This is a genomic window from Bradyrhizobium sp. HKCCYLS3077, from assembly GCF_051167555.1.
Classification (GTDB): Bacteria; Pseudomonadota; Alphaproteobacteria; order Rhizobiales; family Xanthobacteraceae; genus Bradyrhizobium.
Window position 1 is genome coordinate 86,560 of record NZ_JBNPTH010000004.1, and the last position, 24,987, is coordinate 111,546.

Below are 24,987 nucleotides of genomic sequence, written 5' to 3' on the forward strand. Positions count from 1 at the left end.
AGGCGGAACCGCTCAGGCGGGCTCCGCGATGAAACGCTGAGTTTCGCGAAGCGCTATTCCATGCACTTGCATGTTCCTGCCGGCGCGCCTTAAGTGCCGCGCCATCCCGGTCTCAAGAGGATTTTTCCCATGCCCGCCCCGTATTCCATCGTCGCGCTCGTCGGCAGCCTCCGCAAGGAGAGCTTCACGCTCAAGATCGCCAAGGCGATGGCCAAGCTCGCGCCCGCAAGCCTCAAGATCGAGGTGGTCACGCTGGAAGGCCTGTCGTTCTTCAACCAGGATGTCGAAGCCAATCCGCCGGCCGAGTGGCTCGCGTTCCGCGACAAGCTCAAGGCGTCGAACGGCGTGCTGATCCTGACCCCGGAATACAATCGCTCGATTCCCGGCGTGCTGAAGAACGCGATCGACATCGCCTCGCGCCCCTATGGCCAGAGCTCGTTCCTGGGCAAGCCGGTCGGCCTGATCTCCAACTCGCCCGGCCCGCTCGGCGGCGTCGCTGCCGCGAAGCATCTGCAGAACATCATGCCGGGCATCTCGGGCCCCGTCATGGGCACGCCGGAGATCTACCTGAATGGCGTCGGCGACGCCTTCGACGGCAATGGCGAGCTGACCAAGGAGTCGCTCAAGACCGTGCTGCAGCAATATCTCGACGCCTTCGCGGCCTTCGTGGCCAAGCAGGACGGCTGAGATTCTGGGCACACTGTCGCCAGGACATGACGGGTATAACGGGCAGGGCGTTGACGCGCCTTGCCCGATCCGTTTTCAAGGCGTGGCTGGTCACCTGCGCAACGAAGCGCAACCCGATAGGACACGCCATGGCCCATTCCTTCACGCCCGCCAGCTCGTCAAAGCCGGGACCGAACCAGCCTGTTCTCGACACCGACGCGGTCTGGCAGGCGCGGGTCGATCTGGCCGCCTGCTTCCGGATGGCCGCGCGGCACGGGCTCGAGGAAGGCATCTGCAACCACTTCTCGGCGCTGGTGCCCGGCTATGACGACCTCTTCATCGTCAATCCCTACGGCTACGCCTTCCGCGAACTGACAGCCTCGAAGCTCCTGGTGTGCGACTTCGACGGCCACGTCGTCTCCGGCGAGGGCCAGCCCGAAGCGACCGCGTTCTACATCCATGCCCGCATCCACAAGGCGCTGCCGCGCGCCAAGGTCGCCTTCCACACCCACATGCCCTATGCCACCGCGCTCTCCATGACCGAGGGGCCGCCGCTGATTTTCGCCGGGCAGACCGCGCTGAAATTCTACGGCCGCACCGCTGTCGACGAGAACTACAACGGCCTGGCGCTCGACAACCGCGAGGGCGACCGCATTGCGGGTGCGATCGGCGACGCCGACATCGTCTTCATGAAGCATCACGGCGTGATGGTGCTGGCGCCGACCATCGCCGAGGCATGGGACGATCTCTACTACCTGGAGCGCGCCTGCGAGGTGCAGTGCCTGGCGCTCTCGACCGGCCGCAAGGTGGCGCCGGTCGCGCCGGAGATTGCCGAGGCGGCCTATCGCCAGATGCGCGACGGAGATGCGGAATCGGCGCGGTTGCATCTCGAGGCGGTCAAGCGGATGCTGGACGCCGAGGAGCCGGCCTACCGGACTTAGACGTGCAAGCGGGCCGGGGAGCGCAAGGTTAGCGATTCCTTAACCGGCGCCGCAGCATTCTCCGGCGCATGGTCTCCCGCGCACGCCTGAAATCCTTCCTGACCGGGCTCGCCCTCTACACGATGGCGGCGGCCATCATCGGCTATTTCGGCATCAATGCCTATACCGGCCGCTATGGCCTGAATGCCCGCCAGGAGCTCGACCAGGAGATCGTGTCGCTGACCTCGGAGCTGGTGCGGCTGAAGCAGGAGCGCGCGGAAGGCGAGAAGCGGGTGTCGCTGCTGCGCTCCGACCGCGTCGATCCCGACATGCTCGATGAGCGCGCGCGCTTCCAGCTCGGCTACGCCAATCCGCGTGACCTGATCCGCATCAACCGGCCGCAGTGACCGGTCCGTCGGCGCCGAAACGCCGGCCCGCAGTCTGGCCGGCGTTCGGGAGCCCGTGCGTGAGCGGTTGCTAGGCGGCGCGCACCGACGCCAGGAACCGGCTGACTTCGAGCTTGAGCCGCTGGCTGTCCTGCGACAGACACTGCACGGAATTGAGCACCTGAGACGAGGCGGATCCGGTCTCGCTGGCCTCGCGCTGGACCTGGGCAATGTTGGCCGAGACCTGGCGCGTGCCCTGCGCGGCCTGTTGGATGTTGCGGGAGATCTCCTGCGTTGCCGCGCCCTGTTCCTCCACGGCGGCGGCGATGGTCGAGGCGATCTCGGACATGCGCCCGATCGTATCGCCGATTTCCCGGATCGCGGACACCGAGTGCTGCGTGGCCGCCTGGATGGAGCCGATCTGCTGGCTGATCTCGTCGGTGGCCTTGGCAGTCTGCTCAGCCAGCGCCTTGACCTCGGAGGCGACCACCGCGAAGCCGCGGCCCGCGTCACCGGCCCGCGCCGCCTCGATCGTCGCATTCAGCGCCAGCAGGTTGGTCTGGCCCGCGATCGTGTTGATCAGCTCGACGACATCGCCGATGCGGGCTGCGGCCTGCGACAGTTCGCCGACCCGCTCGTTGGTCCGCCGCGCCTGCGCCACGGCTTCGTTGGCGATCGCCGCCGATTGCTGCACCTGCCGGCTGATCTCGTTGACCGAGGACGACATTTCCTCGGTCGAGGCCGCCACGGATTGAACGTTGTTCGATGCGTCGCCGGAGGCGTTGGCGACCACGGTCGCAAGGCCCTGGGACCTGTCGGCGGTCGAGGTGAGGGACTTGGCCGAGGTCTCGAGCGCGGCGGCTGCCGACGAGACGGTGTTGATGATGCTGCCGACCGAGCTCTCGAACTCGTTGGCGAGGCGCTCGGTGTCGGCCTTGCGCTGTGCGGCGAGGCGGCCTTCCTGCTCCTTCTGCTCGGCTTCGAGCCTCTGGCGGGCCTCGGCATTGACCTTGAACACCTCGACCGCCCGCGCCATCTCGCCGAGCTCGTCGCGTCGTTCGGCGCCGGGGACCTGTACGGCCAGATTGCCTGTGGCGAGCTCGGTCATCACCCGGGTGATGGCCTGCAGCGGGCGGACTAGCCCTCGCGCAATGGTCAGGGCGATCACGCAGAGCAGGGCGATCAGGCCGGCGGCCCAGACCAGCGCCGTCTTCACCGACGCGTAGAACATCTCGTCGAGATCATCGACATAGACGCCGGTACCGACGATCCAATTCCACGGGTCGGCCTTCAGCGTGTAGCCCAGCTTGGCGACGGGAATGGTGCTGCCGGCGCGGGCAAACATATAGTCGGTGAAGCCGCCGCCGTCGCGCAGACCCGCGGCCACCAGCTCGCGCACGAATGGCAGGCCGTTGGCGTCCTTTTCGTTGCTGAGATTCTTTCCTTCCCAATCGGGGCGGGGACCGAGAACGATATTCTCTCCATCCGGCTTGTAGACGAAGATGTAGTCGTTCTTGCCGTATCGGATGCCGCGCAGCGTGGCCTTGGCGCGGCTCTGCGCCTCCGCTTCCGTCAGCGATCCCTTCTGGACCTCGGCGGCCAGCGCCTTCACGATCGACACGGCCGATTGCACCTGGCCGACGATGGCCGTTTTGCGTTCATCCAGAAGCGCGGAGCGGGCGCTCAATAGCTGGCTTGCGATGGCCGCGATACAGACTGCAATCGAGACGGCGACAAGGATGCCGAAGCGGCGGGGAATCGTCAGGACCATGGTGCACTTCCGGAAGGCCAGCAGCGCCATTGCTGCATGGCACACCGTGCGGACCGATGGTTTAAGCCTGCTGAATTTGTCTCAGTAGGACTACGCAGTCGGCGGCGAAAATGCCCGGCCGGCTGGCGTCCCGCGAGGACAGGCGGCGCAGCCTTCATCCGCCGCGTGCTCCAGAAGCTCCAGTCCCCGCGGCATCTCGTCAATGGCGCTGCAGCGATTGGCTTGGGCCGGGGCGAAGCGGCGCTGGGACTTGGTCGACCCAAGCCTTCGAGCCTGACGCTCCGATAGGCAGCCATCCATTGATCGTTTCAAAAATCCAGCGGTTCGATTTCTAAAATTTCGCGGCCGTTTGCACTGCGGCAAAGCAAAATGAACCTGGGTTCACGCGGTCCTTTTACGTCCCCTGGAGTTGAGCTAGAGAGGGCTACTTTTTCTCGCAATCCGGAATTGCCATGGCCGCACCGAAGAAGACCGCCGCAAAGGAACACGGGCAGGACAGGGACAACGGCCCGCCGCCGGAATTCACCAAAGAGCAGGAATTGGCCGCGCTGCGCGACATGCTGCTGATCCGCCGCTTTGAGGAGAAGGCGGGTCAACTTTATGGCATGGGTGCGATCGGCGGCTTCTGCCACCTCTATATCGGCCAGGAAGCCGTGGTGGTCGGCATGCAGATGGCGCTGAAGGACGGCGACCAGGTCATCACCGGCTATCGCGACCATGGCCACATGCTGGCTTGCGGCATGGATGCCAAGGGCGTCATGGCCGAGCTTACGGGGCGCCGCGGCGGCTACTCCAAGGGCAAGGGCGGCTCCATGCACATGTTCAGCATGGAGAAGAACTTCTTCGGCGGCCACGGCATCGTCGGCGCCCAGGTCTCGCTCGGCACGGGGCTGGCGCTCGCCAACCGCTATCGCGGCAATGATTCGGTCAGCGTGGCCTATTTCGGCGACGGCGCCGCCAACCAGGGCCAGGTCTATGAAAGCTTCAACATGGCGGAGCTCTGGAAGCTGCCGGTGATCTACGTCATCGAGAACAACCGCTACGCCATGGGCACCGCGGTGTCGCGCGCCTCGGCGCAGACCGACTTCTCCAAGCGCGGCATCTCCTTCAACATTCCGGGCGAGCAGGTCGACGGCATGGACGTCCGCGCCGTGAAGGCCGCGGGCGAGAAGGCGGTGGCCTGGTGCCGTGAGGGCAAGGGCCCCTACATTCTGGAAATGCAGACCTACCGCTATCGCGGCCACTCGATGTCGGATCCGGCGAAGTATCGCACCCGCGAAGAGGTCGAGAAGGTCCGTCACGACCAGGATCCGATCGAGCAGGTGCGCAACCGCCTGCTGGCGGCCAAGGTCAGCGAGCAGGATCTCAAGGCGATCGACGCCGATGTGCGCAAGATCGTCAACGAGGCCGCCGATTTCGCGCAGGCCGATCCCGAGCCGGATGCCGCCGAGCTCTACACCGACGTCTATCGCTAATCGCGCGCGCAAGCTGATTTCTCTGGAGCTGATATGCCTATTCAAGTTTTGATGCCTGCGCTGTCGCCCACGATGGAGAAGGGCAACCTCGCCAAATGGCTGAAGAAGGAAGGCGAGGCGATCAAGTCGGGTGACGTGATCGCCGAGATCGAGACCGACAAGGCGACGATGGAAGTCGAAGCGACCGACGAAGGGACGCTCGGCAAGATCCTGATCCCCGAAGGCACCGCCGACGTCGCGGTGAACACGCCGATCGCGACCATTCTCGCCGATGGCGAAACGGCGGCCGATCTCGGGAAGGCCTCGGCGCCGGCCGCCGAAATGAAGGCCGCGCAATCGGCGCCGCCGGCGGACGCTGGCGTCTCCGTACAGGCCTCGCCCGCGCCGACCGGCGTAGCCGCGCCGCAGAGCGTCGCTGAGCCCGATCCGGAAGTCCCCGCCGGCACCGAGATGGTGACGCAGACCATCCGCGAGGCGCTGCGCGACGCCATGGCCGAGGAGATGCGCCGCGACGGCGACGTCTTCATCATGGGCGAGGAGGTCGCCGAATATCAGGGCGCCTACAAGGTCACCCAGGGTCTGCTTCAGGAGTTCGGCGCCCGCCGCGTGATGGACACGCCGATCACCGAGCACGGCTTCGCCGGCATCGGCGTCGGTGCCGCGATGGCCGGCCTGAAGCCGATCGTCGAGTTCATGACCTTCAACTTCGCCATGCAGGCGATCGACCAGATCATCAACTCCGCGGCCAAGACCTTGTACATGTCCGGCGGCCAGATGGGCTGCTCGATCGTGTTCCGCGGGCCCAACGGCGCCGCCGCCCGCGTCGCCGCGCAGCACAGCCAGGACTACTCGTCGTGGTACTCGCACATTCCGGGCCTCAAGGTCGTCGCGCCGTATTCGGCGGCCGACGCCAAGGGCCTGCTGAAGGCCGCGATCCGCGATCCGAACCCGGTGATCTTCCTCGAGAACGAGGTGCTGTACGGTCACTCCGGCGAGGTGCCGAAGCTCGACGACTACATCATCCCGATCGGCAAGGCGCGCATCGCGCGCACCGGCAAGGACGTCACGATCATCTCCTGGTCGAACGGCATGACCTATGCGCTGAAGGCCGCCGACGAGCTCGCCAAGGAGGGCATCGAGGCCGAGGTGATCGACCTGCGCACGCTGCGTCCGATGGACACCGACACCATCATCGCCTCGGTCAAGAAGACCGGCCGCGCGGTCACGGTGGAAGAGGGCTGGGCGCAGAGCGGCGTCGGCGCCGAGATCGCCGCGCGCATCATGGAGCACGCCTTCGACTATCTCGATGCGCCTGTCACCCGCGTGTCGGGCAAGGACGTGCCGATGCCGTATGCCGCGAACCTCGAGAAGCTCGCGCTGCCGTCGGCTGCGGAGGTCGTGCAGGCCGCAAAATCCGTCTGCTACCGCTAAGGGACATCCCAGATGGCCGGACCCAAGGAGCAGCCGCTGCCGCCCGACGTCGTCGGCCGCGAGGACGCCACCGAAGTGTTGCGCGCCTTCGTGCTCGACGGCGGGCTCTCGATCGCCTTCCAGCGCGCGTTCGAGGAGCCCGACGTGTGGGGGCTGCTCCTGGTCGACGTCGCCCGACATGCTGCGCGCGCCTATGCGCGCGAGAGCGATTATTCCGAAGACGAGGCGCTGCAGCGCATCGTCGAGATGTTCGAAGCCGAGCTGGCTCGGCCGACTGATATGGGCACCACCAGCCCCAGGTCGAAACAAGGTCACTGATCATGCCGATCAACATTCTGATGCCCGCGCTGTCGCCGACGATGGAGAAGGGCAACCTCGCTCGTTGGCTCAAGAAGGAAGGCGACCAGGTCAAGTCGGGCGAGGTCATCGCCGAGATCGAGACCGACAAGGCCACGATGGAAGTCGAGGCGGTCGACGAAGGCACGCTCGCCAAGATCCTGGTGCCCGAGGGCACCCAGGACGTGCCGGTCAACGACGTGATCGCGGTGCTCGCCGGCGAAGGCGAGGACGTCAAGGCTGCCGGCAGCGCGCCGGCGGCCGCTGCGCCGAAGGCTGAAGCCAAGCCGACGGCGTCTGCGGCTCCCGCTGCTGCGCCAGCGCCTGCTGCCGCGCCCGCGCCGAAGCCGGCTGCGGCTCCCGCGCCGTCCGCTCCTGCGGCCGCTGCACCCCAGGTCAACGGCCACGCGCGCGTCTTCTCATCGCCGCTGGCACGGCGTCTCGCCAAGGACGCCGGCATCGATCTCGGCCGCATCACCGGCACCGGCCCGCATGGCCGCGTCGTCGCGCGCGACGTCGAGGAGGCCAAGTCCGGCAAGGGCCTGAAGGCCGCGCCGTCGGCCGCTCCCGCGGCGGCAGGCGCGCCGGCCGTGGCGCCGTCGATGTCCGACAAGCAGATCCTGGCGCTGTTCGAGCCGGGCTCCTACGAGGTCATCCCGCATGACGGTATGCGCCGCACGATCGCGCAGCGCCTGACCGCGGCGACGCAGACGGTCCCGCACTTCTACCTGACGATCGACTGCGACATCGGCAAGCTCTTGGCCGCGCGCGAGGAGATCAATGCGGCAGCGCCGAAGGACAAGGACAAGAAGCCGCTCTACAAGCTCTCTGTGAACGACTTTGTCATCAAGGCAATGGCGGTGGCGCTGCAGAAGATCCCGAACTGCAACGTCAGCTGGACCGAAGGCGGCATGGTCAAGCACAAGCATTCCGACGTCGGCGTTGCGGTTGCGATGCCCGGCGGCCTGATCACCCCGATCATCCGCAAGGCCGAGACCAAGACGCTGTCGGCCATCTCCGGCGAGATGAAGGATTTTGCCGCACGCGCCCGCTCGCGCAAGCTGAAGCCGGAGGAATATCAGGGCGGCACCACGGCCGTGTCGAACCTCGGCATGTACGGCATCACGCACTTCACCGCCGTGATCAATCCGCCGCACGCGACGATACTCGCGGTCGGCACCAGTGAGGAGCGGCCGGTCGTGCGCAACGGCAAGATCGAGATCGCCAGCATGATGAGCGTGACCCTGTCGTGCGACCACCGCGCCATCGACGGCGCGCTCGGCGCCGAGCTGATCGGCGCCTTCAAGCAGCTGATCGAGAACCCCGTGATGATGATGGTGTGAGCACGCAGCAAACGCATCCACCGTCATTGCGAGCGCAGCGAAGCAATCCAGAGTCCCGCCGGAACCCTGGATTGCTTCGTCGCTTACGCTCCTCGCAATGACGGAAAGAGTTCGACGAACCGGCTAACGATGAGAATGATTGCATAGCCATGGCCGACACATCCTTCGACGTCATCATCATCGGCTCCGGTCCGGGCGGCTACGTCACCGCGATCCGCGCCGCGCAGCTCGGCTTCAAGACCGCGATCATCGAGAAGACGCATCTCGGCGGCATCTGCCTGAACTGGGGCTGCATCCCGACCAAGGCGCTGCTCCGCTCGGCCGAGATCTATCACTATATGCAGCACGCCAAGGACTACGGCCTGTCGGCGGAGAACATCTCCTACGATCCGAAGGCCGTGGTGCAGCGCTCGCGCGGCGTCTCCAAGCGGCTCGCCGATGGCGTCGGCTTCCTGATGAAGAAGAACAAGGTGCAGGTGATCTGGGGCCGCGCCAACATCGACGCGCCCGGCAAGATCACCGTGACCAAGTCCAATGTGGACGCGCCGAAGGGAGCGCTGGGCGAGGGCAGCTACCAGGCCAAGCACATCATCGTGGCGACCGGCGCGCGGCCGCGCGTGCTGCCGGGCCTGGAGCCGGACAAGAAGCTGGTCTGGACCTATTTCGAGGCGATGGTGCCGGACAAGATGCCGAAGTCGCTGCTCGTGGTCGGCTCCGGCGCGATCGGCATCGAGTTCGCTTCGTTCTTCCGCACCATGGGCTCCGAGGTGACGGTGGTTGAGGTGCTGCCGCAGATCCTCCCCGTCGAGGACGCCGAGATCGCCGGCATCGCCCGCAAGCAGCTGGAGAAGCAGGGCCTCAAGATCATGACCGGGGCCAAGGTCACCAAGCTCGACAAGAAGAGCGACAGCGTGGTGGCGACGATCGACGACGGCAAGGGCAAGATCGAGACGACCGAGTTCGATCGCGTGATCTCGGCAGTCGGCGTCGTCGGCAATATCGAGAATCTCGGCCTCGAGAAGCTTGGCGTGAAGACCGACCGCGGCTGTATCGTGATCGACGGCTACGGCAAGACCAACGTGCCCGGCCTGTACGCGATCGGCGATGTCGCCGGGCCCCCGATGCTGGCGCACAAGGCCGAGCATGAGGGCGTGGTCTGCATCGAGGCGATCAAGGGTCTGCATCCGCACCCGATGGACAAGAGCCTGATCCCGGGCTGCACCTATTGCCACCCGCAGGTCGCCTCCGTCGGCCTCACCGAGGCCAAGGCGAAGGAGCAGGGCCGCGACATCCGCGTCGGCCGCTTCCCCTTCGTCGGCAACGGCAAGGCGATCGCGCTCGGCGAGGACCAGGGCCTGGTGAAGGTGATCTTCGACAAGAAGACGGGCCAGCTGATCGGCGCCCACATGGTCGGCGCCGAGGTGACCGAGCTGATCCAGGGCTATGTCGTCGCGATGAACCTCGAGACGACCGAGGAAGAGCTGATGCACACCATCTTCCCGCATCCGACCCTGTCGGAGATGATGAAGGAAGCCGTGCTCGACGCATACGGGCGTGTGCTGAACATGTGAGTCGCCGTCATTGCGAGCGAAGCGAAGCAATCCAGGGCCCAGGGTGAGACTCTGGATTGCTTCGTCGCTTCGCTCCTCGCAATGACGAACAACAAACTCCGATCGCTGCAGGAAAGAACAACAACATGAAATCCAGCGACAACCTCACCACCGAGCGCCCGACCTTCGTCACCCATCTCGAATGCGCGATGGAAGGCGATCACTATCCGGCGGACCAGGTCCACAACCTCTCCAAGGCCGGCAAGCCGCTGCTGGTGCGCTACGATCTGGCCGGGGTGAAGCAGGCGCTGACCAAGGACGCGCTGGCGCAGCGGCCCGCCGACATGTGGCGGTATCGCGAGCTGCTGCCGGTGCGCAAGTGCCAGGACATCGTCAGTCTCGGCGAAGTCATGACGCCGCTGATCAACCTGCCGAAGCTTGCCAAGAAGCTCGGCGGCGGCGAGATCATCGTCAAGGACGAGGGCCGGCTGCCGACCGGCTCGTTCAAGGCGCGTGGCCTGGTCATGGCCGTGTCGATGGGCAAGGCCCTCGGCATCAAACACATGGCGATGCCGACCAACGGCAATGCGGGTGCTGCGCTCGCCGCCTATGCGACCTCCTGCGGCATCAAGACCACGATCTTCTGCCCGGCCGACACGCCGGAGGTGAACGTCAGCGAAATCGAGCTGCAGGGCGCGACCGTCTACCGCGTCAACGGGCTGATCGACGATTGCGGCAAGATCGTCGGCGAGGGCAAGGCCAAGGTCGGCTGGTTCGACACCTCGACCCTGAAGGAGCCGTACCGCATCGAGGGCAAGAAGACGATGGGCCTGGAACTGGCCGAGCAGCTCGGCTGGGACGTGCCCGACGTGATCTTCTATCCGACCGGCGGCGGCACCGGCCTGATCGGCATGTGGAAGGCGTTCGACGAGCTGGAGAAGATCGGCTTCATCGGCGCCAAGCGCCCGCGCATGGTCGCGGTGCAGGCCTCGGGCTGCGCGCCGATGGTGCGTGCCTTCGAGCAGGGCGTCGAACATGCGACGCGCTGGGAGGACGCCCACACCATTGCCTCCGGCATCCGCGTGCCCCAGGCGGTGGGGGATTTTCTCATCCTGCGCGCTGTCCGCGAGAGCAAGGGTTTCGCGATCGCCGTCGATGACGAGAAGATTTCTTCTGCGCTCAACGAGGTCGCGCGCGAGGAGGGCTTCCTGCTGTGTCCGGAAGGCGCCGCGACCTACGCCGCCTACAAGCAGAGCCTCGCCGACGGCCGCGTGACGAAAAACGATCGCGTCATGCTGTTCAATTGCGCGACAGGACTTAAATATCCGCTGCCGCCGGTCACCCGCACGCTCGATCGTCACCAGCCGATCGACTTCGGGCAGTTCTAACTAACAAGCAGCACCGCGGCCTCGGGCATGTGTTCCGGTGCAGACGCTTCGGCGTCTGCGGCCGGCGCATGCGACACCAGGGAGGACGTGATGCGACGAGCTGTTTTCGCCGTGCTGTTTGCGTGCGTCATGCTGGCTGTGCCGGCACGCGCGGACACCTATCCCTCGCGCGCCATCACCGTGATCGTGCCGTTCGCCGCCGGCGGACCTTCGGACGCGATGATGCGCATCCTGGCCGAGCACATGCGGCGGACGCTGGGGCAGCCCATCCTGATCGAGAACGTCACCGGCGCGGGCGGCTCGATCGGCGTGGGGAGAGCGGTGCGCGCCCGGCCCGACGGCTACACGGTCAGTTTCGGCCATCTCGGCACGCACGTCGCCAACGGCGCGGTGTATCGGCTCGGCTACGACCTCGAAGCCGATCTCGAGCCGGTCGTGTTGCTGCCGAGCAATCCGATGATCATCGTCAGCCGCAACAACATCCCGGCGAAGTCGCTGCCCGAGTTTCTGGCCTGGCTCAAGGCGCAGCCGAACCCGGCCTCCGCCGGCACCGCGGGCAACGGCTCCGGCAGCCACATCGCCGGGCTGTATTTCCAGCAGGTCACCGGCATCAAGCTGCAATACGTGCCTTATCGCGGCACGGGCCCTGCGATGAATGATCTGGTCGCCGGCCAGATCGATCTCATCGTCGACCAGACGTCGAATGCCATCACCCAGGTTCGCGCGGGCACGATCCGGGCCTACGCCGTCACCGACAGCAAGCGTCTCGAATCGGCGCCGGAGATTCCGACCGCCGACGAAGCGGGGCTGCCCGGTTTCCACATGACGTTGTGGTCCGGTCTCTGGCTGCCCAAGGGCACCGCCAGGGCAATCGTCGAGACGCTGAACGCCGCCGCCGTCGCGGCGCTGGAGGAGCCCGACGTACAGAATCAGATGAAGAACCTGGGGTTGCAGATGCCAGCGGCGGATCAGCGCACGCCCCAGGCGCTCGGAACCGTGCAGCACGCCGAAATCGAGAAGTGGTGGCCGATGATCAGGTCGGCTGGGGTGGTGCCCGAGTAAGCGGACGGTATTGAATTCTGTAAGAAATGGTGGCGCCGCGGCCACGAATGTTGCGGCCTCGCCACAGTTTACCAAGTTTTGGTAACGATCTCTGGCGCTCCGCAAACGCGCCGCTTTTTGGCCACACCTGGTCGTGAAATACTTTGATGAGAATATAACCAGTGCGTGTGAGGCTGCGGGAAATCCACCTTTAGGATTTTGAGCGTTCTCCTCAGCACCGGGAGGCCAGAACAGCGATGGACGCGAAGACCGACATCAAGCGCAGGCTGCCCAGCCGTCACGTGACGGAAGGGCCTGAGCGTGCGCCGCATCGGTCCTATCTCTACGCGATGGGCCTGACCACGGCCCAGATCCATCAGCCTTTCGTCGGCGTCGCCTCGTGCTGGAATGAGGCCGCGCCCTGCAACATCGCGCTGATGCGGCAGGCCCAGGCCGTGAAGAAGGGCGTCGCGCATGCCGGGGGCACGCCGCGCGAGTTCTGCACCATCACCGTGACCGACGGCATCGCGATGGGCCATGACGGCATGCGCTCGTCGCTGCCGTCGCGCGAAGCCATCGCCGACACGGTCGAGCTGACGATTCGCGGCCATTCCTACGATGCGCTGGTGGGGCTCGCCGGCTGCGACAAATCGCTGCCGGGCATGATGATGGCGATGGTCCGGCTCAACGTGCCGTCGATCTTCATCTATGGCGGCTCGATTCTGCCGGGCAACTTCCGTGGCCAGCAGGTCACCGTCCAGGACATGTTCGAGGCGGTCGGCAAGCACTCCGTGGGCGCGATGTCCGACGAGGACCTCGACGAGCTCGAGCGCGTCGCCTGTCCGTCCGCCGGTGCCTGCGGCGCCCAGTTCACGGCGAACACGATGGCGACCGTCTCGGAAGCGATCGGGCTGGCGCTGCCGTACTCGGCGGGCGCACCGGCTCCTTATGAGATCCGCGACTCGTTCTGCATGACCGCCGGCGAGAAGGTCATGGAGCTGATCGAAGCCAACATCCGGCCGCGTGACATCGTGACGCGCGCTGCGCTGGAGAATGCCGCTGCGGTGGTGGCGGCCTCCGGCGGCTCGACCAACGCGGCCCTGCATCTACCTGCGATTGCACACGAAGCAGGTATCAAGTTCGACCTGTTCGACGTCGCCGAAATCTTCAAAAAGACACCTTATATCGCGGATTTGAAGCCAGGTGGCCGCTATGTCGCCAAAGACATGTTCGAGGCTGGTGGCATTCCGCTGTTGATGAAGACGTTGCTCGACCATGGCTATTTGAACGGCGACTGCCTCACAGTCACCGGCCGGACGATCGCCGAAAACCTCAAAGGCGTGAAGTGGAACCCGCACCAGGACGTGGTGATGCCGGCTGACAAGCCGATCACCGCAACCGGAGGTGTGGTCGGTCTGAAAGGCAATCTCGCGCCAGAGGGCGCGATCGTGAAAGTCGCGGGCATGTCGAACTTGAAATTTACCGGGCCGGCCCGCTGCTTCGATCGGGAAGAGGATGCCTTTGAGGCCGTCCAGAAGCGGACCTATCGCGAAGGCGAGGTCATCGTCATTCGCTATGAGGGGCCGCGCGGCGGTCCGGGCATGCGGGAAATGCTGCAGACCACGGCGGCGCTGACCGGGCAGGGCATGGGCGGCAAGATCGCGCTCATCACCGACGGCCGGTTCTCGGGCGCGACCCGTGGATTCTGTATCGGCCATATCGGACCGGAGGCGGCCATCGGCGGGCCGATCGCCCTGGTCCAGGATGGCGACATCATCGAGATCGACGCCGAGGCTGGCATCCTTAACGTCAAGTTGAGCGATGCCGAACTCGCGTCACGCAGAACCAAGTGGACGCCGCGTGAGACACATCACACGTCGGGCGCACTTTGGAAATATGCCCAGCAGGTCGGGCCGGCCGTGGCGGGTGCCGTCACCCACCCAGGTGGTGCGCAAGAGAAGTATTGCTATGCGGACATCTGATCGGATCATCTTTGCATTGATGCTGGGGATTGCCCCGCTCGCGTTGCCGACGCCGTCGCTCGCGTTCGACGGCGCTCCGGTCAACCAGGAGCCGGCGATTCCCGTGGCAGGGCCGCAGGCCGGCGCCGGTGCGCTGCGCAAGTCGATGCCCGCGACCACCGCCACGACCAATCCGACGCAGTCCCTGACTGCGTTGCAATATGCCGCGGAAGAAGGTCACCCGGTCGCGCAGTTCAAGCTCGGGCGGATGTATGCCGCCGGCGACGGCGTGGCGCGTGACGACATGCGCGCGTTCGACTATTTCAGCCGCATCGCCAATGCGCATGCGGAGGACAGCCCGTCGGCGCCGCAGGCGCAGATCGTCGCCAATGCCTTCGTGGCGCTGGGGCGGTACTATCTGAGCGGTATTCCGAACTCGAAGGTGAAGGCCGACCCGGACCGCGCCCGCGAGATGTTCTCGTATGCGGCGTCCTATTTCGGCAATGCCGACGCCCAGTACGATCTGGCGCGGCTGTATCTGAAGACCGCCGACGCCTCGCGCGAGGACTTCCGCTATGGTGCCCGCTGGCTCGGCCTCGCGGCGCAGAAGGGCCAGCATCAGGCCCAGGCCTTGCTTGGCCAGATGCTGTTCAACGGCGACCGGCTGCCGCGCCAGCCGGCGCGCGGCCTGATGTGGCTCACTCTGGCGCGTGACAGCGCCGGTCCGGACGAAGCCTGGATCAAGGAGAGCTACAACCGCGCCTTCGCCAAGGCCTCGGACGACGACCGCGCCACGGCGCTGCAGATGCTCGAGAGCTGGGTGCAGGGCAAGCGCGAGTAGGCGGCAGCGGAATGCATCGCGTTCCCTCCGCGTGACGGAGGGACGAAGGATGATGATCCGCGATGCCACCCCTGATGACGCCGCGGCGATCTGCGCCGTGCTGCGCGCCTCGATCATCGATCTATGCGCCGCCGATCACCGCGGCAATCCGGACATCCTCGCTCGCTGGCTCGCCAACAAGACGCCCGAGACCGTCGCTGGCTGGGCCGACGGGCAGGGCCGGTCGCTGCTGGTCGCCGTCGAGGAGGGGACGATTCTCGGCGCGGGCGGGCTCGCTCATCCCAACGAGATCACGCTGAACTACGTCTCGCCGCAGGCGCGCTTCCGCGGCGTGAGCTCGGCGCTTGTCGCTGAGCTCGAGCGGCGGGCGATCGTGCATGGAGCGCATGACATCGCGCTGCTCAGCACCGAGACCGCGCACCGATTCTACCTCGCCCGCGGCTATGTCGATGTCGGCGTGCCCGTCGGCAAGTTCGGCACCGCGGCGTCCTATTCGATGCGCAAGACACTGGTCCGTGGACCCTGAGTCGGACCCACAGGCCTTCCGCGGCGACTGCCTATGGATTGAGCGGGGTGTCGCCGGTCTTTTGATCAGCGCTGCGATCCCTGATCAAAATAGTCGATCTCTGCTCCATAAACGACCCTGAAGACCGCGAATCGCGCTTGGCACGATTTGTGAGTGCAAATGCTCTGCGACAGCAGAGGCGGCACGTTTGCGCAGCGTTCGGATCGGCCTGATCATTCCTCAGTGCGGCTCGGCAGGGTTGTGGGCACCCTCCGCCGAAGCCTGCGGTCGGCTGGCCGTGAACGAGCTGAACCAGGCGGCCGGAATCCGCCGCCGGCCGGTGGAACTGGTCGTGATCGACGCCGGGACCAACGGCGTCAGCGCGGGACGGGCGGCGGCCGAGGCGGTGGAGGAGCTCGCGGTCGACGGCCTGGTCGGCATGCTGCCGAGCTATGCGCGCGATCCGGTCGCCGAGGCGGCCCGCGGCCGCGTGCCGTTCCTCTACACCCCGCAGTTCGAGGGGCTCGCCCCGGACAGCGACGTCATGACCACGGGCGAGACCGCCGGCGAACTGCTCGCCCCCGCCATCCAGTGGCTCTCCGAAAGCAAACATGCGCGCCGCTTCTTCCTGTGCGGCAACGACTACATCTGGCCGCGCTCCTCGCTCGCCATCGCCAAGCGGCTGATCGCGCGCTACGGCGGCATCGTCACCGGCGAGCATTACGTGCCGGTCGGCGTGCACGATTTCGACGCGATGCTCGACCGCATCAAGGCGACGCGTAGCGACGTCGTGCTGCCGGTCTTCCTCGGCTTTGACTGCATCGCCTTCAACCGCGCGTTCTGCGAAGCCGGCCTCAGCCGCCACGTGCTGCGCTTCTCCTCCGCGTTCGACGAGACCATCATCTACGGTCTCGACAGCAGCGAGACGGAAAACGTCTTCGTCGCCTCGAGCTATTTCGCCTCGCTGCGGTCGCGCAACAACGGCGCGTTCCTGGAGCGCTACTACACGGCCTATGGTGACAATCCGCCGCCGGCCAACGGCTATGGCGAGTCCTGCTACGAAGGCATCCATGCGCTCGCCGCGCTGATCGAGCGCGCCGAGAGCTTCGACGCGCGCGATCTGCGGCGCGTCTTCGGTCGCACCCTGCAGCGGCGAACGGCCCGCGGCAACGAGGCGCAGCCCGTGGTTGGTGGCCGCCATCCGATCCACCTCGCCGAGCTGGACGGTTACGACTTTGCAGTCGTCGCGTCGCGATAGGATCGCGCCAAAGCAACACGGCGCGGCAAAAAATAACTTGCCATTTCAAATATTGTAATTTTAAACTTTGGCCAACTCGTGAAACCGCATCACCAACCCATGGGGACCTCTGATGACTCTTTCTCGCCGTCGTTTCCTGCAACGCTCGGCCATTGCGACGTCGACCTTGATCGCAGCACCTGCGGTGTTCCGTTCGGGAGCGCTCGCGGCGGAGAACCCGATCACGGTCGGCAGCCTGCACGACCAGTCCGGTCCGATCGGCACCTCCGGCACGCCGATGGTCTACGCGCTGCAGCTGGCCGTCGATGAGATCAACGCCGGCGGCGGCCTGCTCGGGCGGCCGCTGAAGGTCATGCACTACGACACCCAGTCCAACATCCAGCTGTACTCGCAATACGCCCAACAGCTGGCCGTGAAGGACAAGGTCGACGTCGTCCATGGCGGCATCACTTCGGCCTCGCGCGAGGCGATCCGTCCGACCTTCGACCGCTTCAAGGTGCTGTACTTCTACAATACGCTGTACGAAGGCGGCGTCTGCGACCGCAACACCTTCTGCACCGGCACCACGCCGGCCCAGACGGTCGAGAAGCTGGTGCCGAGCGCGATGAAGAAGGCCGGCAAGAAGGCCTACATCATCGCGGCCGACTACAATTACGGTCAGATCACCGCGAAGTGGATGACCAAATACTGCAAGGACAATGGCGGCGAGATCCTCTCGACCGACTTCTTCCCGCTCGACGTCACCAATTTCGGCTCCACCATCTCGAAGATCCAGGCGGCCAAGCCCGACCTGATCCTGTCGGCGCTGGTCGGCGGCAACCACACCGCGTTCTACCGGCAGTGGACCGCGGCCGGCATGAAGGGGAAGATCCCGATCGCCTCCACCACCTTCGGTCTCGTCAATGAGCCTTCGACCCTGGACGCGGCGGAGAGCGATGGGGTCATCGGCGCCTACGGCTATTTCGAGGAGCTGACCACGCCGGCCTCCAAGAGCTTCGTCGAGAAGATCAAGAAGGCGCATCCGGACTCGCCCTACATCAGCGAGCTCGCCTCGTGCACCTATGAAGGCGTGATGTTGTGGGCCGCCGGCGTCAAGAAGGCCGGAAGCATCGACCGCATGAAGGTGATCGAGGCGCTCGAGAGCGGTCTCGTGTTCGATGGTCCGAGCGGCAAGGTCTCGCTCGACAAGCAGACCCACCACACCGTCCGCAACGCGTTCCTCGCCGAGGTGAAGGATCGCAAATGGTCGGTGCTGGAGACCTACACCGACGCCAAGCCGGCGGACACCGCGAGCGTCTGCGACCTCGTCAAGAACCCGAACGACGTCAAGCAGTACATCATCAATCTCTGACGCGCTTCCGGGTCCCGCCGTCCGGCGGGGCCCGGTTTCCTCGACTGCCCTGAGTTGGACTGCCCTGAACTGGACTGCCCGGAAAGACCCCGCATGGCGATCTACGTCATCCTCGCGCTCGACGTTCTCAACGGAATCTCCTCGCTGTTCCTGCTGTGCCTGGGGCTGGCGATCATCTTCGGCATGATGAAGATCATCAATCTCGCCCATGGCGAGTTCATCATGCTGGGAGCCTATGCGACCGTGATCTCGGCCAATGCCGGGGTGAACATCTGGATTGCGATGCTGGTCATCGCGCCCGTCTTCGTCGGCCTGGTCGGCCTGGTCATCGAGCGCTGCCTGATCCGCTTCCTCTACGGGCGGCTGGTGGATTCGATGCTCGCGACCTGGGGCCTCAGTCTTCTCATCATCGGCATCATCACCACCATCTACGGCAACACCCAGCAGGGCGTGCCGACGCCGCTCGGCGGCTTCTCGATCGGCTCCTACCAGTCGAGCTACTACACGCTGTTCCTCGCACTTATGGCGGCGGTGATGATGGCGATCATCTACGGCGTGATGCGCTACACCCGCTTCGGCCTGGTCGCGCGCGCCACGATGCAGAACCCCGCCATGGCCGCCACGCTCGGCGTCAACCCGGCCCGGGTCTATATGAGCACCTTCGCGCTTGGTGCGGCCGTCACCGGCCTTGCCGGCGGCCTGCTCGCGCCGGTCTCCGGCATCACGCCGGTGATGGGCGGAGCGTACGTCGCCAAGGCGTTCATGACCGTGGTCGGCGGCGGCGCCGCGATCCTCTCCGGCACGCTCTCGGCAGCCAGCCTGTTCGGCTCGGTCAACCAGGTCGGCGCCTACTTCACCACGCCGGTCTATGGCGAGGTCATCGTCTTCACCACCGCGATCGTGCTCATCCGACTGCTGCCGCAGGGTATCTCCGGGCGCTTCTTCAAGGGGAACCTGTGATGGACAAGCGCCTTCGCTTCGCTCTCCAGGCCGCGGGCACCGTTGTCGCCATCGGCGTGATCGCGATCGTGCCGAGCGTGATCGAGCTGTTCGGCCTGATGCAGCTGACGTTGTTTGCCGCGATGTCGGTGCTGGCGCTGAGCCTCGCCTTCATCTGGGGCTATGGCGGCATCCTGTCGTTCGGCCAGACCGCCTTCTTCGGCCTCGGCGGCTACGCTTATGCAATCGCGGCCGTGAACTTCCAGGACTCCACCCCGGCAATCCTGCTGGCGATCGTGGTGCCCGCGCTGTTCGCGGCGATCCTCGGCTACTTCATCTTCTTCGGCCGCATCTCCGACGTCTATCTCGGCGTCATCACGCTGACCGTCACCCTGATCCTGTTCAACTCGGTCAACTCGACCTCGGGCGACGCCTACAAGATCGGCAAGGCGCTGCTCGGCGGCTTCAACGGCATGCCGGCGGTGCCGACCTTCAACATGCCGTTCGATCCGTCGACGGTGCTGTCGCCGGAGCAGTCATGGTGGACGACCGCCTATGTGCTGCTCGGCGTGTTCCTGCTGCTACGGCTCTTGCTGGCTCTGCCGGCCGGTCGCATCATCGTCGCCGTGCGCGAGAACGAGGTGCGGGCGTCGCTGCTCGGCTATGATCCGCGCCTGGTGAAGTGCCTGACCTTCATTCTCGGCGGCGCCATCGCCGGCCTTGCCGGCGCGCTCTACGTCAACTGGGGCGCCTTCGTCAGCCCGACCATCTTCAGCCTGTCGCTCTCGGCGGAGATCATCATCTGGATCACGGTCGGCGGCCTCGGCACCTTGCTCGGACCGATCATCGGCTGCGTCGTCATCGAATACATCGTCGCCTATATTGGCTCGCAGCAGCTTCTCAACTCCAACCTCGTGCTCGGCGGCGTGCTGGTCGTGTTCGTGCTGCTGCTGCCGAAAGGCATCTTCCCGACCGCGCGTGATCTGGTGATGCGGCTGATCCCGGATAAGAAGCCGAAGACCAATGGCCCCGTGCCGTCAGCGGCAGCGCCGCATCCCGCAGGAGCCGAATGACATGGCGGAACTCGTCCCTCTGCTCAAGGCCGAGCACCTGACGATGCGCTTCGGCGGCGTGGTCGCCAATGACGACATCACCTTCACGCTGCAGGAGATGGAGCTGCGCTGCCTGATCGGCCCGAACGGTGCCGGCAAGAGCACGTTCTTCAAGACCCTCACGGGACAGCTGGTGCCGACCTCCGGCTCCATCGCGTTCCGCGGCATGCCGATTGCGGGCAAGGCTTCGCACGAGATCGCGCGCATGGGCATCGGCATCAAGACCCAGGTGCCGAACGTGTTCAACGGTCTCTCGGTGCGCGAGAACATCTGGATGGCGGTGCGCCGCAAGGCGACGCCGCGGCAGCAGGGACCTGCCGTCGACGCGGTGCTGGAGATGATCCGGTTGACCGACTATGCCGAAAGCATCGTCGCGACGCTCTCGCACGGCCAGCGGCAGTGGGTCGAGATCGGCATGGTGCTCGCCGCCGAACCTGAACTGATCCTGCTCGACGAGCCCGCCGCAGGGATGACCGACGAGGAAACCTTCCATACGGCCGCGATCATTCGCGAGATCAACCAGACCCGCGCCATCGTCGTCGTCGAGCACGACATGGAGTTCATCAAGCAGATCGCCAAGCGCGTCACCGTGTTCCACCAGGGCCGCGTGCTGGTCGAGGACACCGTCGACAAGGTGCTCGCCGATCAGCGCGTGCGCGACGTCTATCTCGGCAAGAAGGTGGCGGCATGAGCGCGCTTCTCGAGGTCAAGGGCCTCAAGTCCGGCTATGGCCGAATCCCGATCCTGTTCGGTGTGGACCTCACGGTGGCCGACGGCGAGTATCTCGGCATCCTCGGCCATAACGGCATGGGCAAGACAACCGCGCTGCGCACCCTGATGGGGCATCTGCCGACCACCGACGGCTCCGTCGTGTTCGCCGGCAAGACCATCACCCATCTCAAGCCGCACGAGCGCTCGCGGCTGGGCATCGGCCTGGTGCCGCAGGGCCGCGAGATCTTCCCCGATCTCTCGGTGATGGAGAACCTCCGCATGGGCCTCGCCGCGGCGCCCAAGGAGGATCGCGGCGTCATCGACGCCGTGCTGCAGGATTTCCCGCGCCTGGTGCGGCTGCTCGACCGCCGCGGCGGCGCGCTGTCCGGCGGCGAGCAGCAGTTGCTGGCGCTGGCGCGCTGCCTCTGCACCAAGCCGAAGCTGATCCTGCTGGACGAGCCGACCGAAGGCATCCAGCCCTCGATCATCGAGGAGATCATCGAGACCTTGCTGGCGCTGAAGACGCGCTGGAAGATGTCCCTCATCGTCGTCGAGCAGAACCTCGAATTCATCACGTCGTTATCGGACCGCATCCTGCACATCCAGAAGGGACGCATCACCGAGGAACTCGACCGTGAGACTTTGTTGGCCCGGGAAGGTCAGATGATTCCGAGCTAGCGAATTCCGGCGCGGCTGCGCCGGCGCAACTGAACTGTACACTCCTGTCTTTGCTCCAGCTTGTCCTCACAAGAAAGGATGACTCATGTCAATCAAACGCCCGAATGCCGAGGAAGTCGCCGATCTCGCCGCCAGCCTGCACATGAACATGACGGTCGAGGAGGCCGCCGAATATCTCGCGCTGATGGGCGGCATGTTCGATCAGTACGACATCATCGATGAGCTGCCGAACCCGCTGCCGCCGGTGAAATATCCGCGCACGCCGGGCGCCAAGCCGCCGGCGAAGGAGAACAAGTATAACGCCTGGGCGATCAAGACCGAGGTGAAGGGCGCTGGCTCCGGCAAGCTCGCCGGCCGTACCGTCGTGCTGAAGGACAACGTCGCGCTCGCCGGCGTTCCCATGATGAACGGCTCGACCACGCTCGAAGGCTTCATTCCCGCCGCGGACGCCACCATCGTCTCGCGCATCCTCGATGCCGGTGGCACCATCGTCGGCAAGGCCGTGTGCGAGCACTTCTGCCTGTCCGGCGGCAGCCACACCTCCGATCCGGCGCCGGTGCACAACCCCTGGAAGATGGGCTATTCGGCCGGCGGCTCGTCCTCGGGCAGCGCCGCGCTGGTGGCGGCCGGCGAGGTCGATATGTCCATCGGCGGCGACCAGGGCGGCTCGATCCGCATCCCCGCATCCTATTGCGGCATCTACGGCATGAAGGCGACCCACGGCCTCGTGCCCTACACCGGCGTGATGCCGATCGAGTCGACGATCGACCACACCGGACCGATGACCGCCAACGTCAAGGATAACGCGCTGCTGCTCGAAGTGCTGGCCGGCGCCGACGGCCTCGATCCGCGGCAATACGCGCCGAAGGTCTCGGCCTACACCGAGGCGCTCGGCAAGGGCGTGAAGGGTCTGAAGATCGGCGTGCTCAAGGAAGGCTTCAGCGCGCCGAACATGCAGGAGGGTGTGGTCAGCAAGGTCAAGGCCGGCGCCGAGCGCTTCGCCAAGATGGGCGCCTCCGTGTCGGAGGTCTCGATCCCCGAGCACATGCATGCGCTGGCGGCGTGGAATCCGATCACGCTGGAAGGCTTCCTGGTGCAGATGATGCTCGGCAACGGCATGGGCTTCAACTGGAAGGGCCTCTATGACGTCGGCCTGCTCGACGCGCATTCCGGTTGGCGCAACCGCGCCGACGATCTCTCGGTGACCTTGAAGCTGACCATGCTGGTCGGTCAGTGGGGTCTCGAGCACTATCGCGGCCGCTATTACGCCAAGTCGCGCAACATCGCGATCCAGGCCAAGGCGGCCTATGACGCGATGTTCGGCTCCTACGACCTCTTGCTGATGCCGACCTTGCCCTGCGTCGCGACGCCGATCCCGGCCAAGGATGCGCCGCTCGCCGAAGTCGTGCAGCGCGCCTTCGAGATGACCGCGACGACGAGCCCGTTCGACGTCACCGGTCATCCCGCGATGACCGTGCCGTGCGGCCTTTCCGACGGTCTCCCGGTCGGCCTGATGCTGATAGGCAAGGACTACGCCGAGTCCACCATCTACCAGGCGGCGGCGGCGTTCGAGGCCGACGGCGACTGGAAGAAGTTCTAATGATCACCATCACCGCGGTCATCAGGGCCAAGGCGGGACACGAGGCCACGATGCGCGACGCCCTCGTCGCCGTCGCGGCCCATGTTGCGGCCAACGAGCCGGAGACGATCGGGTTCTTCATCTCGCAGAGCGAGACCGAGCCCGGTCTGTTCACCACCTACGAGCGCTTCGCCGACAAGGCCGCGATGGACCGCCACAACGGCTCCGCCGCGGTGGCGACCTTCTTCGGCATCGCCAAGCCGATCCTCGACGGCGAGGTCATTCTCGTGACCTCGCAGGAGGTGTCGGCGACGATGCGGTAGGGCGAGGCGAGAGAGGCGAGTTCGCCAATCGTCCTTCGAGACGCCCGCCAAGCGGCGGGCTCCTCAGGACGAGGGCGGTGGGTGTGGCGAGATGAGCGTCTGTTGCCAGGGCTTGCTCTGCAAGAATTTGCAAGAGCGAGCTCCGCAAGAACTCCTATGGGCTTGCAGCCACATCGCATGGAAGTCCCGCACACGATCTCAACCCTCATGGTGAGGAGCCCGCCGCTTGGCGGGCGTCTCGAACCACGAGGCCCCAATCGAACCACGAGCGCTGAACAACAAAGAGGACCACCGCCGATGCTCCGTCTGCACGGCATCATGGGACGCGCCGACGACAAGATCTATGCGCGGCAACTGCATACGTTGGAGCATCGTGGCGGCATCGAGCTGTTGTTCGTGCCGCCGGAGGACGCCGGCCGCAAGCGCTTCCGCCTGACCACCGATCACGGCACTGACTGCGCGGTCAGCCTCGACCGCGACGAGGAACTCATCGACGGCGCGCTGCTGCATCTCGATTCCGACCGCGCCATCATCGCCCGCTTCGGCGAGCAGCAGGTGCTGCGCCTGAAGGCCCGCGACGATGCGAGCGCGCTCAAGCTCGGCTGGCACGCCGGCAATCTGCACTGGCGCGTCAGGTTCGAGGGCGATCACCTCGTCGTGCTGCTCGATGCACCGCTCGCCACCTATCGCGCCCGCATCCAGCCGCTGCTCGACTCCGGCGAGGTGGTGGAGCGCGCGCATGTTTGACCGCGGCGAGGCGCTCGCGCTGCTGCAGCTTGGCGACAGCGCCTTTCCCGCCGGCGGCTTCGCGTTTTCCTGGGGCATCGAGGGCCTTGCGGCCGATGGGCTGCTGTCCGATCGCAGCGATCTCGACGGCGTCATCGCAGACCATCTCGCGCAGCGCTGGGCCAGCATGGATCGCATTCTGCTGCGCCGCGCGTGGTACGCGAGCGACAGCGACGCGATTGCTTCCGTCGACCGCCTCGCGGAGGCCACCACGCCGTCGGCCGAGATGCGCGAGGGATCGCGGCGGGCGGGCAGGGCGCTGCTCGGCGTCTGGGTCAAGCTCGCGGGCCCGCTGTCTGTGTCCTATCGCGCGCGTGTCTCGGCGGATGCGCGGCTTGGCCATCTTGCCGTCGTGCAGGCGATCACCGGCCGTGACGCCGGCCTGAGCCTTGATGCCGCCGAGTTGGTCTCAGGCTGGACCTTGATCACTGGCCTCGTCAGCGCCGCCGTCCGGCTCGGCCTGATCGGTCACATCGACTCGCAGCAGAGCCTGGCGCGTGCCCGCGCGCTGCTCGCTGATCTGCTCACTGATGCGCCCGACGACGACGCGATGCCGTCGAGCTTCACGCCCTTCATCGATATCGCCGTGTCGCGCGGGCCGCTGCGGCACGTGCGCATGTTCACGACCTGAGGTGC

The 24,987-nt window shown here is 65.7% G+C and carries 24 protein-coding genes; 23 read left to right on the forward strand and 1 reads right to left on the reverse strand.

Annotated features, from left to right (window positions below):
* Positions 1-129 precede the first annotated feature (129 nt).
* The 3 genes from ACQR0Z_RS16600 (at position 130) to ACQR0Z_RS16610 (ending at position 1,993) form a co-directional block, all read left to right on the forward strand.
* Positions 130-687 (forward strand): NADPH-dependent FMN reductase, encoded by a 558-nt coding sequence (locus tag ACQR0Z_RS16600; RefSeq protein ID WP_434919371.1) that lies wholly within the window; start codon positions 130-132, stop codon positions 685-687.
* 128 nt (positions 688-815) lie between these two features.
* A complete protein-coding gene (locus ACQR0Z_RS16605) occupies positions 816-1,607 on the forward strand; it encodes an aldolase (protein ID WP_434877185.1) in 792 nt (263 codons plus the stop codon).
* A 68-nt stretch (positions 1,608-1,675) separates the two neighbouring features.
* The gene (locus ACQR0Z_RS16610; RefSeq protein ID WP_434859080.1) at positions 1,676-1,993 is read left to right on the forward strand and encodes an FtsB family cell division protein; all 318 of its coding nucleotides are present in this window, start codon (positions 1,676-1,678) and stop codon (positions 1,991-1,993) included.
* Between the two features lie 70 nt (positions 1,994-2,063).
* On the opposite strand, the gene ACQR0Z_RS16615 is transcribed toward ACQR0Z_RS16610, so the two are convergent.
* The gene (locus ACQR0Z_RS16615) at positions 2,064-3,743 is read right to left on the reverse strand and encodes a methyl-accepting chemotaxis protein (RefSeq protein WP_434859079.1); all 1,680 of its coding nucleotides are present in this window, start codon (positions 3,741-3,743) and stop codon (positions 2,064-2,066) included.
* A gap of 452 nt (positions 3,744-4,195) precedes the next feature.
* On the opposite strand from ACQR0Z_RS16615, the gene pdhA reads away from it, so the two are divergent.
* From pdhA to ACQR0Z_RS16715, 20 genes are all read left to right on the forward strand, one after another.
* Positions 4,196-5,218, forward strand: coding sequence for a pyruvate dehydrogenase (acetyl-transferring) E1 component subunit alpha (gene pdhA, locus ACQR0Z_RS16620; RefSeq protein WP_434919372.1), 1,023 nt, complete (start codon positions 4,196-4,198; stop codon positions 5,216-5,218).
* Between the two features lie 33 nt (positions 5,219-5,251).
* Positions 5,252-6,649, forward strand: coding sequence for a pyruvate dehydrogenase complex E1 component subunit beta (locus tag ACQR0Z_RS16625; protein ID WP_006614387.1), 1,398 nt, complete (start codon positions 5,252-5,254; stop codon positions 6,647-6,649).
* Between the two features lie 12 nt (positions 6,650-6,661).
* The gene (locus tag ACQR0Z_RS16630) at positions 6,662-6,967 is read left to right on the forward strand and encodes a DUF5076 domain-containing protein (protein ID WP_008963957.1); all 306 of its coding nucleotides are present in this window, start codon (positions 6,662-6,664) and stop codon (positions 6,965-6,967) included.
* A 2-nt stretch (positions 6,968-6,969) separates the two neighbouring features.
* Positions 6,970-8,328, forward strand: coding sequence for a pyruvate dehydrogenase complex dihydrolipoamide acetyltransferase (locus tag ACQR0Z_RS16635; protein ID WP_434919373.1), 1,359 nt, complete (start codon positions 6,970-6,972; stop codon positions 8,326-8,328).
* Between the two features lie 149 nt (positions 8,329-8,477).
* Positions 8,478-9,899: a dihydrolipoyl dehydrogenase gene (lpdA, locus tag ACQR0Z_RS16640; RefSeq protein WP_434859076.1), complete on the forward strand. Its 1,422-nt coding sequence runs from the start codon at positions 8,478-8,480 to the stop codon at positions 9,897-9,899.
* Positions 9,900-10,024: 125 nt separating this feature from the next.
* A complete protein-coding gene (locus ACQR0Z_RS16645) occupies positions 10,025-11,266 on the forward strand; it encodes a threonine synthase (RefSeq protein ID WP_434919374.1) in 1,242 nt (413 codons plus the stop codon).
* Positions 11,267-11,356: 90 nt separating this feature from the next.
* Positions 11,357-12,328, forward strand: a complete 972-nt coding sequence (locus ACQR0Z_RS16650; RefSeq protein WP_434919375.1) for a tripartite tricarboxylate transporter substrate binding protein BugD — start codon at positions 11,357-11,359, stop codon at positions 12,326-12,328.
* Between the two features lie 236 nt (positions 12,329-12,564).
* Positions 12,565-14,289 carry a dihydroxy-acid dehydratase gene (ilvD, locus tag ACQR0Z_RS16655; protein WP_434859073.1) on the forward strand — a complete coding sequence of 575 codons (1,725 nt, stop codon included), beginning with the start codon at positions 12,565-12,567 and terminating at the stop codon, positions 14,287-14,289.
* Positions 14,276-15,109, forward strand: coding sequence for a tetratricopeptide repeat protein (locus ACQR0Z_RS16660; RefSeq protein ID WP_434919376.1), 834 nt, complete (start codon positions 14,276-14,278; stop codon positions 15,107-15,109). Before ilvD ends, ACQR0Z_RS16660 begins: the two co-directional genes overlap by 14 nt.
* A 49-nt stretch (positions 15,110-15,158) precedes the next feature.
* Positions 15,159-15,635 (forward strand): GNAT family N-acetyltransferase, encoded by a 477-nt coding sequence (locus ACQR0Z_RS16665; protein WP_434919377.1) that lies wholly within the window; start codon positions 15,159-15,161, stop codon positions 15,633-15,635.
* 187 nt (positions 15,636-15,822) lie between these two features.
* Positions 15,823-16,872, forward strand: a complete 1,050-nt coding sequence (locus tag ACQR0Z_RS16670; protein WP_434859070.1) for a substrate-binding domain-containing protein — start codon at positions 15,823-15,825, stop codon at positions 16,870-16,872.
* Positions 16,873-16,984: 112 nt separating this feature from the next.
* A complete protein-coding gene (locus ACQR0Z_RS16675; protein ID WP_434877194.1) occupies positions 16,985-18,223 on the forward strand; it encodes an ABC transporter substrate-binding protein in 1,239 nt (412 codons plus the stop codon).
* A gap of 93 nt (positions 18,224-18,316) precedes the next feature.
* Positions 18,317-19,183, forward strand: a complete 867-nt coding sequence (locus ACQR0Z_RS16680) for a branched-chain amino acid ABC transporter permease (RefSeq protein WP_434877195.1) — start codon at positions 18,317-18,319, stop codon at positions 19,181-19,183.
* Entirely contained in the window at positions 19,183-20,235 is a 1,053-nt protein-coding gene (locus ACQR0Z_RS16685; protein ID WP_434859067.1) for a branched-chain amino acid ABC transporter permease, read from the forward strand. The genes ACQR0Z_RS16680 and ACQR0Z_RS16685 overlap by 1 nt, the downstream gene beginning before the upstream one ends.
* 1 nt (position 20,236) lies before the next feature.
* Complete coding sequence (locus tag ACQR0Z_RS16690) at positions 20,237-20,965, forward strand: ATP-binding cassette domain-containing protein (RefSeq protein ID WP_434859066.1); 729 nt, start codon at positions 20,237-20,239, stop codon at positions 20,963-20,965.
* Positions 20,962-21,663 (forward strand): ABC transporter ATP-binding protein, encoded by a 702-nt coding sequence (locus tag ACQR0Z_RS16695; RefSeq protein WP_315719933.1) that lies wholly within the window; start codon positions 20,962-20,964, stop codon positions 21,661-21,663. Before ACQR0Z_RS16690 ends, ACQR0Z_RS16695 begins: the two co-directional genes overlap by 4 nt.
* Before the next feature lie 85 nt (positions 21,664-21,748).
* Entirely contained in the window at positions 21,749-23,263 is a 1,515-nt protein-coding gene (locus ACQR0Z_RS16700) for an amidase (RefSeq protein WP_434919378.1), read from the forward strand.
* Positions 23,263-23,565, forward strand: a complete 303-nt coding sequence (locus tag ACQR0Z_RS16705; protein ID WP_006614371.1) for a putative quinol monooxygenase — start codon at positions 23,263-23,265, stop codon at positions 23,563-23,565. Before ACQR0Z_RS16700 ends, ACQR0Z_RS16705 begins: the two co-directional genes overlap by 1 nt.
* A gap of 297 nt (positions 23,566-23,862) precedes the next feature.
* On the forward strand, positions 23,863-24,312 hold the full coding sequence (gene ureE, locus ACQR0Z_RS16710) for an urease accessory protein UreE (RefSeq protein WP_434919379.1): 450 nt from the start codon (positions 23,863-23,865) through the stop codon (positions 24,310-24,312).
* Positions 24,305-24,982: an urease accessory protein UreF gene (locus ACQR0Z_RS16715; protein ID WP_434919380.1), complete on the forward strand. Its 678-nt coding sequence runs from the start codon at positions 24,305-24,307 to the stop codon at positions 24,980-24,982. The genes ureE and ACQR0Z_RS16715 overlap by 8 nt, the downstream gene beginning before the upstream one ends.
* Positions 24,983-24,987 lie beyond the last annotated feature (5 nt).

Bases quoted from the DNA above. Each gene is read 5' to 3' on its own strand.
- ACQR0Z_RS16695 (WP_315719933.1), top strand. From the start codon at position 20,962: ATGAGCGCGCTTCTCGAGGTCAAGGGCCTCAAGTCCGGCTATGGCCGA.
- ACQR0Z_RS16650 (WP_434919375.1), top strand. From the start codon at position 11,357: ATGCGACGAGCTGTTTTCGCCGTGCTGTTTGCGTGCGTCATGCTGGCT.
- ACQR0Z_RS16675 (WP_434877194.1), top strand. From the start codon at position 16,985: ATGACTCTTTCTCGCCGTCGTTTCCTGCAACGCTCGGCCATTGCGACG.
- ACQR0Z_RS16690 (WP_434859066.1), top strand. From the start codon at position 20,237: ATGGCGGAACTCGTCCCTCTGCTCAAGGCCGAGCACCTGACGATGCGC.
- lpdA (WP_434859076.1), top strand. From the start codon at position 8,478: ATGGCCGACACATCCTTCGACGTCATCATCATCGGCTCCGGTCCGGGC.
- ilvD (WP_434859073.1), top strand. From the start codon at position 12,565: ATGGACGCGAAGACCGACATCAAGCGCAGGCTGCCCAGCCGTCACGTG.
- ACQR0Z_RS16705 (WP_006614371.1), top strand. From the start codon at position 23,263: ATGATCACCATCACCGCGGTCATCAGGGCCAAGGCGGGACACGAGGCC.
- ureE (WP_434919379.1), top strand. From the start codon at position 23,863: ATGCTCCGTCTGCACGGCATCATGGGACGCGCCGACGACAAGATCTAT.
- ACQR0Z_RS16630 (WP_008963957.1), top strand. From the start codon at position 6,662: ATGGCCGGACCCAAGGAGCAGCCGCTGCCGCCCGACGTCGTCGGCCGC.
- ACQR0Z_RS16615 (WP_434859079.1), bottom strand. From the start codon at position 3,743: ATGGTCCTGACGATTCCCCGCCGCTTCGGCATCCTTGTCGCCGTCTCG.
- ACQR0Z_RS16685 (WP_434859067.1), top strand. From the start codon at position 19,183: ATGGACAAGCGCCTTCGCTTCGCTCTCCAGGCCGCGGGCACCGTTGTC.
- ACQR0Z_RS16645 (WP_434919374.1), top strand. From the start codon at position 10,025: ATGAAATCCAGCGACAACCTCACCACCGAGCGCCCGACCTTCGTCACC.
- ACQR0Z_RS16635 (WP_434919373.1), top strand. From the start codon at position 6,970: ATGCCGATCAACATTCTGATGCCCGCGCTGTCGCCGACGATGGAGAAG.
- ACQR0Z_RS16605 (WP_434877185.1), top strand. From the start codon at position 816: ATGGCCCATTCCTTCACGCCCGCCAGCTCGTCAAAGCCGGGACCGAAC.
- ACQR0Z_RS16600 (WP_434919371.1), top strand. From the start codon at position 130: ATGCCCGCCCCGTATTCCATCGTCGCGCTCGTCGGCAGCCTCCGCAAG.
- ACQR0Z_RS16610 (WP_434859080.1), top strand. From the start codon at position 1,676: ATGGTCTCCCGCGCACGCCTGAAATCCTTCCTGACCGGGCTCGCCCTC.
- pdhA (WP_434919372.1), top strand. From the start codon at position 4,196: ATGGCCGCACCGAAGAAGACCGCCGCAAAGGAACACGGGCAGGACAGG.
- ACQR0Z_RS16715 (WP_434919380.1), top strand. From the start codon at position 24,305: ATGTTTGACCGCGGCGAGGCGCTCGCGCTGCTGCAGCTTGGCGACAGC.
- ACQR0Z_RS16700 (WP_434919378.1), top strand. From the start codon at position 21,749: ATGTCAATCAAACGCCCGAATGCCGAGGAAGTCGCCGATCTCGCCGCC.
- ACQR0Z_RS16625 (WP_006614387.1), top strand. From the start codon at position 5,252: ATGCCTATTCAAGTTTTGATGCCTGCGCTGTCGCCCACGATGGAGAAG.
- ACQR0Z_RS16665 (WP_434919377.1), top strand. From the start codon at position 15,159: ATGATGATCCGCGATGCCACCCCTGATGACGCCGCGGCGATCTGCGCC.
- ACQR0Z_RS16680 (WP_434877195.1), top strand. From the start codon at position 18,317: ATGGCGATCTACGTCATCCTCGCGCTCGACGTTCTCAACGGAATCTCC.
- ACQR0Z_RS16660 (WP_434919376.1), top strand. From the start codon at position 14,276: ATGCGGACATCTGATCGGATCATCTTTGCATTGATGCTGGGGATTGCC.